Raw genomic sequence first — 15243 nt, 5'->3', positions numbered from 1 at the left:
CGCTCGGGCTGTAGCGCAGCTTGGTAGCGCACTTGACTGGGGGTCAAGGGGTCGCAGGTTCAAATCCTGTCAGCCCGACAGTGAAATCGCAGGTCAGAGGCGGGTTGGTCCTTCGGACCGACCCGCCTCTCGCGCGGGTACAGCAACCGCACCGCAACCGGAACCGCAACGCGATTCGGACCGCAACGTCACCAGCGGATGGCCTGCCCGAGCTTGTCGGCCGCCTCGCGCTGCTGAGCCGGGGCCACGTGGCTGTAGATGTCGGCGGTGATGGCGAAGGAGCTGTGGCCGAGGTGCTCCTGCACCACCTTCGTGTGCGTGCCCGCGGCGAGCAGGAAGCTCGCCGCCGAGTGACGCAGGGTGTGCAGGTGGACCCCGCGCAGGCCGGCTCGCTCGGCCAGTGCCTCGAACCGACGCAGGACGTTGCGCGGTTCCAGCGGCGTCCCGATCTCTGAGGTGAAGACCAGCCCGCTGGCTTGCCACAGGCTGCCTGCGGCGAGCTGCTCCGCGGCCTGGCGCTTGCGGTGCGCCCGCAACGTCTCGACGGCGGGGCCGGGGAGCGGCACGGTGCGCCGTGACTTCTCGGTTTTCGGCTCGCCCAGCTCGAGACCGGCAGACGTCCGCGACAGCGTCCAGCGCACCCGGACGACGGCTGCTTCGAGGTCGACGTCTCGCCAGTGCAGGGCCAGAGCCTCACCGCGGCGGAGGCCGGTCGCCAGCAGCACGCGGTAGAGAGCCTCCAGGCGGTCACCGCGGACTGCCTCGAGCAGCGCCTCCGCCTGCTGTGCGGAGAGGTAACCCGCGTCTCTGCGCTCGACGGCCGGGCGTTTGACCAGGGCGGCCGGGTTGCGCTGGATCAGCCCGTCCCGGACCGCGACGTCGAGGGCGGCCCGGAGCACGGTGTAGATCGTTCGGACGGATGACGCAGAGAGGCCGGCGCGGCGCTTGGCGAGCACCAGGGCCTCAATGTCGGAGGGGCGAAGCCGGTCGAGGGGCAGGCTGCCCAGCTTCGGCACCAGATGGCTGCGAGCAATGGTCGCGTACAGGTCGATCGTCGCCTGCTTGCGGTCGCTCGCCGGCAGCGCCTTCGTCGTCCAGTCCTCCAGCCAGGCGGCGATCGTGATCGAGGCATCCTTGACGGGGGCGCCGGCCTCGACGCGCTCCCGCAGCTCCCGGAGCCTCGCCCGCACCTCCGCCTGCGTCCTGCCGCTGACCTCCCGTCGCTTCACCTCGCCGACGTCGTCTCGATAGGTCAAAGCCGAGTACCACCGTCCGTTGGCCCGCTTGAAGATCGATCCCTCGCCGTTCCCTCGCTTCGCCATGAGACTCCCTCCCAACGCCGCGGCTGGCGGCCGTCCGGCCGCTCTCGGCCTTCTCCGGATGGTTCGGCGGAGAGTGTTCAGCACCGGTCCGACCACGGCGCTCGTTCTGCACAGGTCAGGACGCATCCCAGGAATCGGGATTAAACAGCCCGCTCTGATTCGCCGACTTGGGCTGGCTGCGTCGACGGTGCTGGGCAGGCGCCGCCTGGGGGTGGTTCTGCAGCATGCGGACATAGCGCTCGAGTTCGGCGCGGGCGAGGCGACAGCTGCGGCCGATGTGCACCGGACGGAGCTCGCCGGCCTTCATCAGCGCGTAGATCGTCGTTCGACCGACGCGGAGCACCTGAGCGGCTTCCTCGGGAGTCAAGAGGAGGGGATCGGCGGCCAGCCCGTCGGGGACTGGCTGCGGATTACCCATGCCATCTCCTCCTGCCTCGACTCCTCCTGCACGACGGCGACCAGCGGCGGAAGCAGTGGTGAAGCGGTCACGTCGCGCTGCCGCCTGAAGGTGCACGGGCGCCCTCCAGGCACCCTTCAGTCGCTCGAGGAGGACCGCTGCCCGGCCGCTTGCTTTCGGTCAGCTGGTGGGCAACTGGGGACCGGAGAACGACTGGAGATCGGATTCAAGACACGTCGGGAGCGCCGGTCAGGCATGCGCGCCGCCGGTAGGCGTGCAGCACCGTCTCCAATTGCCGGGCGAGCCCCGGCAGGTCGCGGTCGTAGACGCGACCGTCGTCGACTTGGCCGGCGAGCTCCTCCAGGAGGTGTGCCCAGTCCCGCCGCGTCGGGGCCAGGGGGACGCGGACCTGCACCAGCCTCTCGACCACCTGGACCGGTGATCGGTCCGACGTCGCAGCCCGCGTCTGCTCCCAGGCTCGGTGTCGGCAGGTGGCCGAGCACCACTTGGGGATCGGTCCACGGCTCTTCGGGGTGATCGGCCCTCCGCACCACCCGCAGGTCCGCGCTGCGGCCCGTCGCTCGCGACCGGCCACCGAAGCGTCGGCCGCCCTCGCGGCCTCGGTGGCCGGCGGCTGCTCCGCCCGCTGACGGCGCCGGGCTTCCTGTTCCCGCCGTTGCCGCTCACGTTGTCGGTCTCGGTACCCGGGGCTCCCGCCGCTTCCCATGCCCATGACGCTGCAGATGGGCCTCCAGCAACTCGTCACCACGAATTACGGAACCTAAGGTGCAAGACGTGTGATGGCCCGCGATCTTGGTTCGTCGGGTAGTCGCCGGAGCGGCGACAGCGTCTGATGGCGGGGAGGAGGCAGGCTGGCAGTTGGACCAAGGGGACTGCCGTTGGTTTGCTGCTCCGAGCAGCCCGCGAGCCGGCCTCACGGGGCCGGGAGACTGGCCAGAGCGCGCAACTGAGGGGTAACACCTGCTCAGCGAGCCCTAGCTGCCGATGGAGTCCCTGACCACGCCGACAAAGCTATTAATTGCGGCCGTCAGGTTCAGAAGTTCGGAGGAATCCGCCGGGACGGCATCCGACGTTTGCCCGAGCCCGGGGTAGTTCTCATCCAGGTCGAAGCGAAGCTGATCTTCTCGCAGCCTCAGCTCCTGCCAGGCCACCAAGACTGCCTCCGGGGCGTGCAGGCGGAGCCTCGCCGAGATCAGATCGACGTGGGGCACATCTGCCCACTTACGGTGGGAACCATACGGATCGGTGACTCGCTCAATTAGCGACTCAAGGGACTGGGCATGGGCTAGAGCGTCGGCATAGACCTTGGCCAGAGCATCTCTGCGCCAAGCCACCTTAGCGTTGCGAGCCGTAAGCGCAGTCTGCAGCAGTGGACTGGCCGCCGTAGTCACGAGGCCGATCGCTGCGATGATTACCGTTGGCTCCATGGCCCGAGTCTGACGCTCCGGCGGCACCGCCTGTAGGCGACTCGCGCCGTAGCTAGAGGCTTGGACGGATCTGGCGGCTGGCACTTCGAGCGTGCTGTCTGCTCCAGTCCGCCGCCGCGCGGAGTTCGTGTGGTCTCGAACGTCGTTCCGCGTAGCCTCGCCCCAGCGTCCGGGCAGCGGCACGAGGGGGACCATGTCCAGCACCACCATCCGGTTGCCGGAGGAAATAGCTGACCAGCTCATTGACGAAGGCGGGGCGGAGCCAGTCTTCGGTGCCCGCAACTCAGTCATCGACGTCATCAGCATCGTCGTCGAGTCGATCAACACCGGATCAGCTCTCGTGTCCATCGTCGCGGGCGGTGCCGCTTGCCGCCGCATCGCTCGCGCGCTGATGCGTCGGCAGGAGCAGGACGGTTCCGATGACCTAGTGATCTCTGCCGGCGGGCGCACGCTTCGCGTGAAACTTAGTGACCCGGCCGCCGAGGATGAGGTCAGCGAATTTCTCCTCGATCTGCTGCCGCCGCAGCCTCCGGCGTCGTAGCCACGCGCCACCCGCGATCCCCGTGACTCTGCAACAAGCTAGGCGGGTCCTCGACACCGCCGTGCGGAGCTACCAGCAGGGCGATTTGCACCGCTCGCGCGTCCTTGCCACCGAGGTCCTCCAAGGCTCCGCATCGGTTGACGACAGCGACGACGCTGCGATCGTTCGAGCCCAGGCCCACGAAATCCTTGCTGTAATTCATCAGGATCAAGGCGAGACCGAGGCCGCCCTCCAGGCCTATCGGGCAGGTGAGCGGGCGCTGTTGGGTCGCCCAGCCCACCGAGTCCACCTCGGCCGCATCCAGATGAGCCTGTACATGATGTGCGTGCCCCTGGGCCTTGACCAAGAGGCGGATCACTACGTCCACGAGGCCCGGTCAAATGTCGCGGGCAGCGAGTACGAGGCCTACCTAGCCGATCTGACCTTCTGGGCCGATGTGGACGCGGAGCCCAACTGGCAGGTTCAACTCCAGATGTGCGAAGACCGCAAGGCAGCGTGGGAAGCCACACCGGCTCCCAGCGCCCCCCGTGGCCTGCGACGGTTTCGACGCGACATCGCCCGCGACCAGGACGCTCACATCCGGCTGGGATGGAGCCTGGACCGACGAATCGCCGAGCTGTACATCCAGCATGGGACGGACGAAGCGGCCGAGGAGGGCTTCGTGACGCTCGCCTTTCACGCGGTCGCGCTCATGGAGCACATGAACGACCACCGCGAGTTCCTGTCGCTGACCAGCACACTGTCCTTCCTCCTTGACCGCCCCGCGATTGACCTCCGCAATGTTCTCGAGAAGGTCGTCCAGACGGCGTTTGCCGCGGCGTCCCGGACGGGCTCAGCTGAGATGCTTGGGCAGGCCCACTTCCTCGCCGCCGTCCTTCAGTTGCAACGCCGCGACCTTCGCACCGCCATGAGCGAGGTGCTGACCAGCCTGGCTCTGGGCATGAATGAGCTCACTCGTACCGGGTCGACGATCCTGCGTACGGAGTTCAAGCGGCAGCTCGACGAGCGGCGCGACCTAGCGCTGACTCTCTGCGTGCGGCTTGGCGACGCTGGCACCGCCGCCGAGCTCATCGAGTCGCAGCGTCTGCAGACGCTTCCTCAGCGCGGCACGCGGTTTGACGGCCAGACCGACATCACCGACGTTGATCTTCTCCTGAACTCCAGCCGCAGCGACCTCGGCGCGCTAGATCTGGTCAGCGTCTGCGGAGTGAGCCAACTGCAGGGCCGCGCGGCCTCACACTTCCCTCCGTCCCAGCAGGTAGTTCCCCTCGAGTGGACGATCGCCGCTGTCGGCGGCGATGAAGCCTGGTGGTGGGGGACGTTCGCCGCTCTTCGGCGTCTCCACTGGGCGGTGCGCTCACCCTCCGGCCGCTGGTGGTGCGGCACTCGGGGGATCGACGACGAGGAGTTCGAACTGGTCGATCGCCTAGGTCGTGACCTCGTCGGAACGGATGCGCCGGCTGCTGTGCCACTGTCCACGCCAGCGGAAGAGCGCGACGTCGCCGCTCGGCTGGGCAGTATCGCCATCCCTCCTGTCCTGCGCGCTCAGTTATTGCATTCTGCTGAGACGTCCCTAGTCGTTTGTGGGAATTGGCTGTCGGTCCTACCTCTTGCGTCCCTCGCGCTCGACCCTGCCGCCGATGTCCGCCTAGTTGAGCGCGCAGTGATTCGCATCCAGCCACCGGCTGTCCTTGTAGCGCGAGCAGGAGCTGCCCGTCCCCCCGATCGCGGAACCTTCCCGCTCCTCGTCGCATGCACCGACCCCGACGGCAGCCTCGAGAACGCACGCCACGAGGACCTCGCGCCGCTCATCAAACTGAGTCACCGGGGGGAAAGCGAAAGGCCCTCCGGGCAGGCGACGCGCGCCAACCTCATCGCGGGGCTGTCGCGGTTTCCCGCAGGGACGCCAGGCATCTTCTTCTACTCGGGACACGCCGCATATCTCGACGTCAATGGAGGGCTCAACGCGGTCCTCGTCCTCCAAGACGACGATGTGGTCGCCGCCGGTGACTGGCTTGGCGTCTTCGACACCGGGAAGCGACTTCCCAGCCCGACTCGCGTGGTCATCAGTGCCTGTGACTCCGCGGGCTCCGGCGGAGCCGGCAGCGGGGAGTGGATGGGACTCGGCGCGGCCCTTCTGTCGGCAGGTGCTCGGCAGGTTATCGCTACGGCTTGGCCGATTGCTGACACTCCCTTCACTGCCGCGTTCGAGGCCGAGCTGGTCTCGGAGCTTGAGGAGGCCGACGATCCCGCCCGGCTTCTCACGGAGCTGCAGCGCCGAGCGTTGCAGCAGTGGAGACGGGGGACGAACCCCAGGCGGCTCGCCCCCTACCCAGTCATCTGGGCGGGGTACCAATGCCTCGGGGTACAGCGGTAACCAGATGTAGCCCACTCGGGGCAGCCCGAGCCGGGCTGCCCCGCACAGTGGGTCAGTGCGGGGAAAGGTCGGCTCACTGCAGGTATGGTTCTGCGGCCTTGAGCACCTTGAGTGGTGCCTACTCCAGACCGCAGGCGCGCTAACTGCTCGGGTGACCATCGCAAGGAGCCAGCGTTGTCGGATCGGGAGTTCGACCTCGCCACCCTTTCACCCATGTCGCCGTCGAAGTCCGTCGTCCGGCGGCCCCGCCCGGTGCTGCAGACGCCCAGTGGTAACCCGTCACCACGAATTGCAAAGCCTCAGGTGCATGAGGTGTGTCCGCTCGTGATCTTGATATCTCCAGTGGGGTAGCGGTGCGCCGGCAGGAAGCCGGGGCGAGGGGACTCGGCGCGGCGAGGGCTGAAAGCAAGGGTTCGTGAGCGTCGACTTCAGCCGGTCCCATGTACTACGCGGGTAAGTGGTCGGCCCGTTTCCTTCCGTTGACATCGACGCCGTGCTCGGCGCACCTCGGACGTCACAGGCTGTGCCGGATGCCGCCCTCGTCACCAGATGTCTGCTGGCGGTTCCTACGAGACGGCGGTCGCATGGGCGAGGACTTGATCCGCATCGTCCGAGTAACGGCCTACTTCGATGGGACCGTCGCCGCGGCCGACCTCGCGGACCCGCAGCACCGGCCCACGAATCCGTACCCATAGGGCCTCGGTCCGGCCTTCTGAAGGCAAGGGTCTGGGGTCCTCCACCCCGGTGCTCCTGTATGACTATGTTACACTTTTGTCATACACCACTACAGGAGGAAGCCGCCATGGCAGTTCTGAACGTCCGAGTCGACGACCGGGTCCGCGACCAGCTCAAGGAGCTGGCCGACGGCCATGGCGTGACAACCAGCGAGTACGTCCGCGATTTGCTGATGGAGGCACTCGTGCCCGTCTTCGAACGCGAGGTAAAGCACGGCGACGAGCCCCCGGCCGAGAGCATGCGGATCGTCGACCGACAGGTGCTCTCCCTGCTTCACCGGATCCTGGGCCGTGTGCTGCCGGAGGACGCCAACGACGCCGACGGCGACCTGGAGTACCAGTTGATGCGGGCGAAGATCCTCGAGGAGGGCTACGCGGGCGAGTACTGGTACGAGACGGCGGGCTTCAGGACGGAGTTGTCGAAGCGCGACTGCAGCCGGGTGTCGGACATCCTGCAGATGTTCCGCATCACCACCTACAGCATCAGCCACCTGGAGAGCGATGGGACGCCCGTCGCCGAGGAGCTGGCCCAGCAGCTTGAGTTCCGGGGGTTCGACCACAACGACGCGCTCGAGGGGCACATGGCGAGCTACGTCGAATTCCTGATGCGTGACGGCGAACGCTGGACCGAACTGCAGCCTCAGCTCGAGCGAAACGACCACGGCAACTCGCACATGCCCATGCTCGACACCTACGTGCGGATGCTCTCCGAGTTCCGCCGCATCATGGACAGCCGCAAGCGGGGAGTCAGCCGCCTCGACAATCTCTTGTCGCTCGAGGAGCTGGAGCGGATCGCAGATGCGCGGGTCCACCCCTCCCACCGGACCCCGAATAGCTGACCGAGTGGAGGGGCCTCGTGAGCAGGCGCCAGCGACGAGACAAGCCTGCTGGCTGCTACTTCTGTGGTCGGCGGGGACACCTAACTGAGGAGCATGTCTGGCCTCGCTGGTTGGGCAAGGGTGCACTCGTCGAGCCGACGCAGACCACCCGCCGCATTGGTTTCGACCGGTCCTCCGTTGACACGTACCGCGAGCTGCCGACGGAGGTCACCAAGAAGCAGGGGTCGGTGCTGACGACTCGGCTGCGTGAGGTCTGTCGAACCTGCAACGGTGGTTGGATGAGTCGGCTCGAGCAGCAGGTTGCCCCCTTGTTCGAGCGCATGTGGTCGACGGACTATCCGCTCGGATTCACTGCGCTGGAGGCGGAGCAACTTCGCATTGTGGCCGCCTGGGCGGTCAAGACGGCTTGGGTCCGAGAGCGGATTGGTTCACCGCGCATCACCCCAACGCGCGAGATGCGCGCGCAGTTCGTCGACGCCCAGCGACCACCCGAGTTCACCAGAGTTTGGGCGGCACGGCACGAGGGACTATCCAACTTCGCCGTTTACGTGCTTGAAGTGGAGGCACATCACCGCGACCGGCCCTTGGATGGCCGCGAGAGCCGGCATGTACTGGTCTGCTCGTTGACGTTTCGCGGCCTGTCACTACTCGTTCGTACCGACGACGGCGGGGGCGTACCTCAGATGGCTCCCCCCCGCTGACCGCTGGATCCAGCTATGGCCGTCGGCCGGCACCATCGTCTGGCCCCCGCGTAGCCCGGTCACTGACAACGCCGTTCAAGATGTGGTCGCCGGCCTCTCTGCGTGGATGCCGGTGCCCGACCTGCCAAACTTTGTCCGGGAGGCCGAGTAGCTGCGGTTACGCCTGGTTCGCAATAGCCACGGCCGCCGCAGCGTGCGCGCGGAGATGCCGCGGTTTCGCCGCCTTCGCCTGCTGGTCATAAATCTCAGCTGCAGCTGCCGGCTGGCTCGAGTCAGCGATCATGCGCTCGGCAACCTTCTGCTCTCTCCGGGAACGACTCATTGGATTTCGCCTTTCTCCACGCCCCTGGTCGCGAACTTAGCGCGTTGCCTCGTCTTCGTTCCTGAACTGCCCATCGATTGCGTACGGGATGAGGTCTAGGGGTGTCAGCACATCCGTGGAGACTTGTAGAGTCAGTTCGCCTTCCTGACGAGCGTCCACACGCGTCGACGTCGCGGTCCAGTTCATCGTCAGCGTTGAGTCTGGGTCCTCCGCGGTCAGCAGGACGAATGGAGTGGCGTACTTGACGCCATGCGGGCGGAGACGTCCCAGCTGGAGCGTGATCACGACGGATGAGTCATTGTCGATCTCGACGTCGGCAGGATCATCGGAAAGGCCCACGGTCGGAAACAGATCCAGGCCAGGGATGGCCGGCACGCTCCCAAGCCCGGCGTCGGGGAAACCGAAGAAGCTTGGGCTTGGGCTGCCGTGCGCCCTCGGGGGCTTGGGCAGGCGCCACTGGCGCTCCCGCTCCTCCTCGAAAGCAGCTGCCCGAGCCTCGATGCGCAGAGTCAGCTCCACGTCCGGAAGATTGCGGACTGTCGTGTTCGAGACCCGGAGCGCTACGAGATTGACCCTCTGATTCAGAAGCTCACTGAAGACCGCCTCCTTGACTGCGCTCCGGCACTCTTCTAGGTGGGCCTCGACCTCCTCCAGGTATTGCTCGCGGCTGCGAGGATCCCGGGATAGTGCCTTGCCGATCACCGACTGCAGCCGAGAGGGCCCATCCTTGGTCTCTTCCTCCGGCGGTGGCTCCATGGCCACCACGGCCTCACGCCGGAGCGCAATCCATTCCTCGATCGCTTCGTCACTCAAGTCGAGGGGGAGAAGCGCTGCGTCGTCCGCCGGCCAGTCCACGGCCAAGTCAAGCCTCTGTGGTTGCCCTTGACCTCGAACGAGCCGGTCCTGGAGCAGCTGAATATCGCCAGGCTCGGCTGGCCGTGTCCGGGCCTGCCGCCGCATGAAGATCGTGCCCGCAGAGGCTCCGCCTTTCCCGCTCGCAGGCTGGAACGTCTTAGCCAGCGAGTAGATCGGGTCGCCCCAGCGAGGAGCCTCCACGATCACAACCAGGACGGTCTTGCCCTGGACATCAACGTAGGTGCCTCCCCACGTCGGTCCAGGATTGCCGAGGTACTTCTCCAGCGCCGCATCCAGCTTGGCGAGGTCCAGGGGCGTCACGCCGTCGAGAGAGCCGGGTGCCGCGCCAACGATGACGTACCCCAGGCCCTGCATGAAGCGCCCCGCATGTTCAGGGAACCGGTTCGCGGAGCCGAGGATCTGACGAGCGATGTTGAAGGCGCCTTCCAGCGTGGTGAGCTCGAGCGTCGACTTCCACTCGATCCAGTCGGCCTCGTCCTCGTCCTTGCCGGCGAGCACCGCCTCGACAAGCTTCATGAGGTCCGCCGGACGACGCAGCCGTTCGTGCACGTCGATGTTGAGCGCCACCCTGCGCTGCCTCCCTCCGGCCGCCCTCCAAGACAGGCTACGAGTCAGCGCGGACGCTTCCGGCTGGGCTGCTCATACGCCGAGGAGGTCGCCGTGGAACCCTTGATCATCAAGCCACACAGGGCCCACACCAAACCGTCGATCCGGTCCGGGCTCGCTGAAAGCGCTCGTCGAGCCATTCGGCAATGCCTTCGAGGACAGCCCGCTGCTCAAGGAGGTACTCGTCGAACCTCGCTTGCCACTCGTGCTCGCTGGCACCGAGGCCCGGCGTCTGCGGGCTGGCTGGGTCGAGGCGGTGGTGCCCAATCTGCTCGACGATCTCGAAGGCGCTGAGCAGCGCTGGCGGTGCGCCGTCAGGAACGCTCATGCTCGAACGTTACTGCTGCGGGGGGCCCGGAAGCGCGTCCGGCTGGGGCCGGGAGGGGAGGGCGTCCCCAGTGGGTGGGGACTGCTGCGTGACTCCCTTGCGTCCGTAGACGAACACCGCCACGAGGGCGGCGAGATCCACCGTGCCCAGGATGGTGCCCGCCACCTCGTTGCCCCCGTTGATGAGCCAGGCGGAGACGCCGAGGAAGCACAAAGTCACGATGAGTCCGGCGATCAGGCCAGCCCACTGGAGGTAGACCTCCTGCTTCGCTAGCCAGAAGTTGCGGTCGAGCTGGGTGTGGATGAGCTCGCGGGTGTCCTTGTCCGCAGCTGCATAGGCCTCGATCGGGCCAGAAGCGTTTGGGTCCATCCCTCACCGATCACGGGTCGGAACGCGCATCCGGGCGGTCGAAGCCGCTGCCAGCACGGTCGCGAAGACGGTCAAACAGGCGATGCCTATAGAAGGCTCCTGACTCAGGATCCCAGGTGGTGAGCTTCCAGGGCGTGCTCGAGTCGATGGCTTCGCCAATCTCTTCATAGACTGCTTGCAGCTGTGCGTCGACGGTACCGGGACGCGGGTACTGGTCCGGGATTCCTCCAATAGCCAGCGTCCGGGCGGTGCCAGCCGCAAACGCTCCCGCCGGGTCCAGCCGGCGTGGCGCGGGCCACAGCGTGATCACCGGGGCCCACCCCACCCTGAGGTCCTCACCGGCGCGGACCTTCAGAACGAACTCTGCCTTCTCCGACTCGCGCTTCGTCTCATGGCCGCGCAGCCACCAGCCCGTCACCAGTGCCAGTGCCAGCCCTGGCACTGCGGTTAGGACCACCAGCAGCGGCTCGGGCATCAGGTCAGCTCCCTTTCGTCTGGACCTCCAGCGTCCCACTGAGTAGTCAGCGTCGCATAAATTGCTTCACTGGACGGCTCAGTTGGTCAACCTCTCCCAGAGCCGTCTGAGCACCGGCCGATGCTGGCGGTAGACCCTGACGTCTCGGGTGGATGCCCAGGTCGCTTCACGCAGCGTCTCGTACCGGCCCGACTCGAAGTAGCGGTGAGCGAGCATGTGGTGAGTCCGGCACAGCGCCACGAGATCCTCGCCTGGTTTTCCCCGAGCAGCTCACAGCTCAGGTGATGCAGGTCGAGCAGGCCCCGGAGCCGCAGGCTCGAGACCACCCTCCGTGACGGTCGAACTGGGTCTTCCGGCGCCAGTGCCAATGCGGTGGCCGGCGGGACCAACTGGGCTGATTGCCGCAATCCCTCCATCACGTCAGCCAGGACCAGCCCAGAGGCAACCCACCGCGGAGCCTGGCGGGCTTCGGTGGGTGGACACCGCCTGCGTGGCAGGGGACACGCGGTCGAGCGTGGGACCGATGGAGCAGTGGGCGGGCGTCCCTGCGGGATGTCGGCGTACTGAGCGCCCGTTCGCGTTATGTCCGCCAGGATCCTCGCGGTGGCGCTGGCTGCAGTTGTGGTTGCAGTTGACGACGTTCGCGGCCAGTACGCGCATGTCCGCCGACGTGCGAACAATCGGGCCATCAGGCTTACGGAACTGCGGTGAACCGCCACGATCGCGATCAGACGGCCTGGCAATGCGGCGGGGACGGATGAGGCCGAGCGGTCCGGAGTCCGTGGCTAACCGAGGCGGGACAGCGCCCTCAGTGCCGTGGCGACGGATGGAGGCGGCCGGCAGTCGGTGGTTGCACTTCTGGTTGCAGTTGAGCGCGTTCGCGGTCATTCGTAGACGTCCGCGGCCGTATTTCTGCGCTGATCACGTCACTAATGGAACGACGACGAACCGCCACGAACGCGATCATGACGGCCTGGCAGTGTGGCGGTCAGGGGTTCGAGTCCCCTCAGCTCTAGCCGGGGTGCTCCGGCGCCGTTAGGGGACGCCTGCACCGTGCCCTCGGTCGCGGAGGCTTGCTGCCGCAGCTGCGGAACCGCAACCGGAACCGCAACGCGACTTGGACTCTTACGGACGGTCGCGTACCTCACCGGACGCCGCACCCCTTGTCACCAGCGCAAATGGCACGCAGGCGGACTTCCGTGGACAGGAAGAAGTTGCCTGGGGGTCAAGGGGTCGCAGGTTCAAATCCTGTCAGCCCGACAGCGAAACCGCAGGTCAGAGGCGGGTCACCCGACGAGGGTGGCCCGCCTCTCGCATGAGTACAGCAACGCGTACAGCAACGCGGCCTGGGGACAGCAACGGTCACCAGCGGAGCGCCTGGTCGAGCCGGTCGGCCGCCTCCCGCTGCTGGGCCGGACCGACGTGGCTGTAGATGTCCGCCGTGATGGCGTACGACGAGTGGCCCAGGTGCTCCTGGACGACCTTGGTGTGCGTCCCGGCCGCCAGCAGGAAGCTCGCCGTGGAGTGTCGGAGGGTGTGCAGGGTGACGCCGCGGAGGCCGGCTCGCACCGCGAGGACCTCGAACCGCCGCAGGACGTTGCGGGCTCGAGCGGCGTGCCGATCTCGGTGGTGAAGACCAGGCCGTTCTCCTGCCAGACCCCTGCGGCCGCGCGCTGCTCCTCCAGTTGCCGGATCCTGTGGGCCCGGAGTGTCTCGACCGCCGACCGGGGGAGTGGCACGGTCCGGCGGGACTTGTCGGTCTTGGGCTCGTCGAGCTGCAGCCCCTCGGAGGTCCGGGCGAGGGTCCAGCGGACTCGCAACAGGCCGGCGCCGAGGTCGACGTCGGACCAGTGCAGGGCCAGCGCCTCCCCGCGGCGCAGCCCGGTGGCGAGCATCAACCGGAACAAGGCCTCCAACCGGTCGCCCCGGATCGCCTCGAGGAGCGCCTGCGCTTGCTCCGCGGTCAGGTGCGGCGCGTCCTTGCGCTCCGCAGGTGCGAGTCGTGGAGCATGGCGGTGCGGAAGGCGGCCACGGCGGTCCGCGCGAGGACCTCGGCGCCGAAGCGGCGCACCACCGCCTGGTCGTGATCCGGCTGCGCCTCCCGGGCGAGGCGTTGTTCGAGGACGTCGGCCAGGTCGGTCTCGAGCTTGCGCATCACGCCGAGGGCGGAGAGCCCCCGGCGATCGGCAGGTGCACCCGCGGCGAACAGCGTCGGGGGGCTCGCAGCATCGATCCGGGTGATCGCCGCCATGAGGGACTCGAGTGCGCGGCGGACCGCGAGCAGCGGGGGTTCACCGGCGGGGCGGGCGAGGATCGCCTGCTGGAAGGCGGGCATCCAGGCGAAGGCGTCGCGGATGATCAGGTCCTCCTTCGTCCTGAAGTAGCGGAAGAAGGTCCGCTCAGTGACGCCGGCGGCCTCGGCGATGTCCCGCACGGTCGTCTGTGGCACCCCGCGCTCGTGGAACAGCCGGTCAGCGGCGTCCAGGAGGGCCTGGCGAGTGGCTCGCTTGTGTGCTTCCCGACGGCCGATGGCCGGTCCTTCGCCACCGCGTCGGTGGCCTGTCATTCCGAGTACCCGCCCGACCGCATTTCGTCAGTCCTGACACTTCGCGCAACGCTGTCAGTGCTGACACTCGCCGCGCCTACGACCTCATCGCCGCCGACTACGGTCCCGGCGCCAACGGACCCGTCACCGTGGTCGTCGAGCTCCCGGCCGACTCGCAGGAGGCCTCGAGCCTCCTGAGCTCCACCCAGTCGGCGCTGAACAGCACCGCCGGCGTCGCCGCCGTCAGCCCACCGACCCTCAATTCCGACGACACCGTCGCCCTCTTCACCCTCGTCCCGACCACCGCCCCCCAGGTCGCCGCGACCACTGAACTCGTCGACGACCTGCGCACCGACGTGCTCCCGACGGTGCCGGCCCGCACCTACCTCGTCGGCACGACGACGTCCTACGTCGACGTCACCGAGAAGATCGCCCAGCGGATGCCCTGGCTCATCCTCACGGTCGTCGCCCTCTCCTCGGTGCTGCTCCTGGTCGCCTTCCGGTCGGTCCTCATCCCGCTCAAGGCAGCCCTGCTCAACCTCGTCTCCGTCGGGGCCGCCTACGGGGTCGTCGTCGCCGTCTTCCGATGGGGATGGGGCTCCAGCCTGATCGGCATCGACGGGAAGCTGCCGATCCCCGCGTTCGTGCCGATGCTGGTGTTCGCCATCGTCTTCGGCCTGTCGATGGACTACGAGGTCTTCCTCATCTCCCGCGTCCACGAGGCCTGGACGGCGACCGGGGACGCCCACCGCAGCGTCGCCATCGGCATCGGCGGCACGGGACGGGTGATCACCACCGCCGCCGCCATCATGATCGCCGTCTTCACCAGCTTCGTCCTCGACACCGACCCCACGGTCAAGATGCTCGACATCGGGATGGCCGCCGCCGTCCTCATCGACGCCAGCGTCATCCGCATGGTCCTCGTGCCGGCGGTCATGTCCCTGTTCGACCGCCGCGCCTGGTGGCTGCCGCGCTGGCTGGACGGGGTCCTGCCCCACCTCGACATCGAGGGCACCCGCCACCTGGCCCGTGCGGCCTCCTCGTGCGGGCCGAGTGCTCCGGCAGAGGATCGCGAGACGTCGCTGGCAGGTGGGCGCTAGGCCGACCACGTGAGGTGAGGCGACCTCGGGGAGTGGCCGACGGTTCCCGCGATGTCCGCACGCCGTCGGCGGTCGGCACCCGAGGACGCAGGCCGCGCGTGATTGCTGACAGCGGGCGGGACTGCGGTCGAAACGGCTCCCAGCGCCTGTCGTGGTGACGCGGTCGCCTGAACGTCCTCCGGGCCATCCGTGCCAAGGGGAGCGCGGATGCCGCGCCGTGCCTCCGGCTCTTGTCAGCACGGCAGCGCTCCATCATCTTGGTT

The 15243-nt window shown here is 67.5% G+C and carries 15 protein-coding genes, 2 tRNA genes and 1 pseudogene; 7 read left to right on the top strand and 11 right to left on the bottom strand.

Annotated elements, in window-relative coordinates; translation table 11 throughout:
- Positions 1–4 precede the first annotated feature (4 nt).
- A tRNA-Pro gene (locus HLV61_RS15550) sits at positions 5–78 on the top strand.
- Between the two features lie 110 nt (positions 79–188).
- Here the strand turns inward: HLV61_RS15550 and HLV61_RS15545 are convergent.
- The 4 genes from HLV61_RS15545 to HLV61_RS15530 form a co-directional block, all read right to left on the bottom strand.
- A complete protein-coding gene (locus HLV61_RS15545; RefSeq protein ID WP_369256961.1) occupies positions 189–1322 on the bottom strand; it encodes a tyrosine-type recombinase/integrase in 1134 nt (377 codons plus the stop codon).
- A 115-nt stretch (positions 1323–1437) separates the two neighbouring features.
- Positions 1438–1740, bottom strand: coding sequence for a helix-turn-helix domain-containing protein (locus tag HLV61_RS15540; RefSeq protein WP_369256959.1), 303 nt, complete (start codon positions 1738–1740; stop codon positions 1438–1440).
- 205 nt (positions 1741–1945) lie between these two features.
- Entirely contained in the window at positions 1946–2149 is a 204-nt protein-coding gene (locus HLV61_RS15535) for a hypothetical protein (protein ID WP_369256958.1), read from the bottom strand.
- 565 nt (positions 2150–2714) lie between these two features.
- Entirely contained in the window at positions 2715–3167 is a 453-nt protein-coding gene (locus tag HLV61_RS15530; RefSeq protein WP_369256956.1) for a hypothetical protein, read from the bottom strand.
- A 193-nt stretch (positions 3168–3360) separates the two neighbouring features.
- Here HLV61_RS15530 and HLV61_RS15525 point away from each other — a divergent pair, with 193 nt between their 5' ends.
- From HLV61_RS15525 to HLV61_RS15510, 4 genes are all read left to right on the top strand, one after another.
- Positions 3361–3708, top strand: a complete 348-nt coding sequence (locus HLV61_RS15525; RefSeq protein ID WP_369256955.1) for a hypothetical protein — start codon at positions 3361–3363, stop codon at positions 3706–3708.
- A 22-nt stretch (positions 3709–3730) separates the two neighbouring features.
- Entirely contained in the window at positions 3731–6085 is a 2355-nt protein-coding gene (locus HLV61_RS15520; protein ID WP_369256953.1) for a CHAT domain-containing protein, read from the top strand.
- An 802-nt stretch (positions 6086–6887) separates the two neighbouring features.
- Positions 6888–7658, top strand: a complete 771-nt coding sequence (locus tag HLV61_RS15515; protein WP_369256952.1) for a YfbU family protein — start codon at positions 6888–6890, stop codon at positions 7656–7658.
- A gap of 110 nt (positions 7659–7768) precedes the next feature.
- Entirely contained in the window at positions 7769–8359 is a 591-nt protein-coding gene (locus HLV61_RS15510) for a hypothetical protein (protein WP_369256950.1), read from the top strand.
- 358 nt (positions 8360–8717) lie between these two features.
- On the opposite strand, the gene HLV61_RS15505 is transcribed toward HLV61_RS15510, so the two are convergent.
- The 4 genes from HLV61_RS15505 to HLV61_RS15490 all read right to left on the bottom strand — a co-directional run bounded on the left by HLV61_RS15505 (position 8718) and on the right by HLV61_RS15490 (position 11335).
- On the bottom strand, positions 8718–10124 hold the full coding sequence (locus tag HLV61_RS15505) for a hypothetical protein (protein WP_369256948.1): 1407 nt from the start codon (positions 10122–10124) through the stop codon (positions 8718–8720).
- A 109-nt stretch (positions 10125–10233) separates the two neighbouring features.
- A complete protein-coding gene (locus tag HLV61_RS15500; RefSeq protein ID WP_369256947.1) occupies positions 10234–10491 on the bottom strand; it encodes a hypothetical protein in 258 nt (85 codons plus the stop codon).
- A 9-nt stretch (positions 10492–10500) separates the two neighbouring features.
- Positions 10501–10860: a hypothetical protein gene (locus HLV61_RS15495; protein ID WP_369256946.1), complete on the bottom strand. Its 360-nt coding sequence runs from the start codon at positions 10858–10860 to the stop codon at positions 10501–10503.
- 10 nt (positions 10861–10870) lie between these two features.
- Complete coding sequence (locus tag HLV61_RS15490) at positions 10871–11335, bottom strand: hypothetical protein (protein WP_369256944.1); 465 nt, start codon at positions 11333–11335, stop codon at positions 10871–10873.
- A gap of 1190 nt (positions 11336–12525) precedes the next feature.
- Between HLV61_RS15490 and HLV61_RS15485 the strand changes: the two genes are divergently transcribed.
- Positions 12526–12595 (top strand) — tRNA-OTHER (locus tag HLV61_RS15485).
- 102 nt (positions 12596–12697) lie between these two features.
- Here HLV61_RS15485 and HLV61_RS15480 read toward each other — a convergent pair.
- The 3 genes and pseudogenes from HLV61_RS15480 to HLV61_RS15470 form a co-directional block, all read right to left on the bottom strand.
- A complete protein-coding gene (locus tag HLV61_RS15480; protein WP_369257048.1) occupies positions 12698–12991 on the bottom strand; it encodes a tyrosine-type recombinase/integrase in 294 nt (97 codons plus the stop codon).
- An 89-nt stretch (positions 12992–13080) separates the two neighbouring features.
- A pseudogene (locus HLV61_RS15475) lies at positions 13081–13242 on the bottom strand (tyrosine-type recombinase/integrase); the annotation flags it as partial.
- A gap of 56 nt (positions 13243–13298) precedes the next feature.
- Entirely contained in the window at positions 13299–13901 is a 603-nt protein-coding gene (locus HLV61_RS15470; protein ID WP_369256942.1) for a TetR/AcrR family transcriptional regulator, read from the bottom strand.
- Between HLV61_RS15470 and HLV61_RS15465 the strand changes: the two genes are divergently transcribed.
- Entirely contained in the window at positions 13847–14980 is a 1134-nt protein-coding gene (locus HLV61_RS15465) for an MMPL family transporter (protein WP_369256940.1), read from the top strand. The genes HLV61_RS15470 and HLV61_RS15465 overlap by 55 nt on opposite strands.
- Positions 14981–15243: the final 263 nt, after the last annotated feature.

This window comes from Geodermatophilus amargosae, assembly GCF_041028265.1.
In the GTDB taxonomy this organism is placed as follows: Bacteria; Actinomycetota; Actinomycetes; order Mycobacteriales; family Geodermatophilaceae; genus Geodermatophilus; species Geodermatophilus amargosae_A.
The sequence above is the reverse complement of the archived record's forward strand: the minus strand, read 5'-3'. Positions and strand labels throughout refer to the sequence as shown.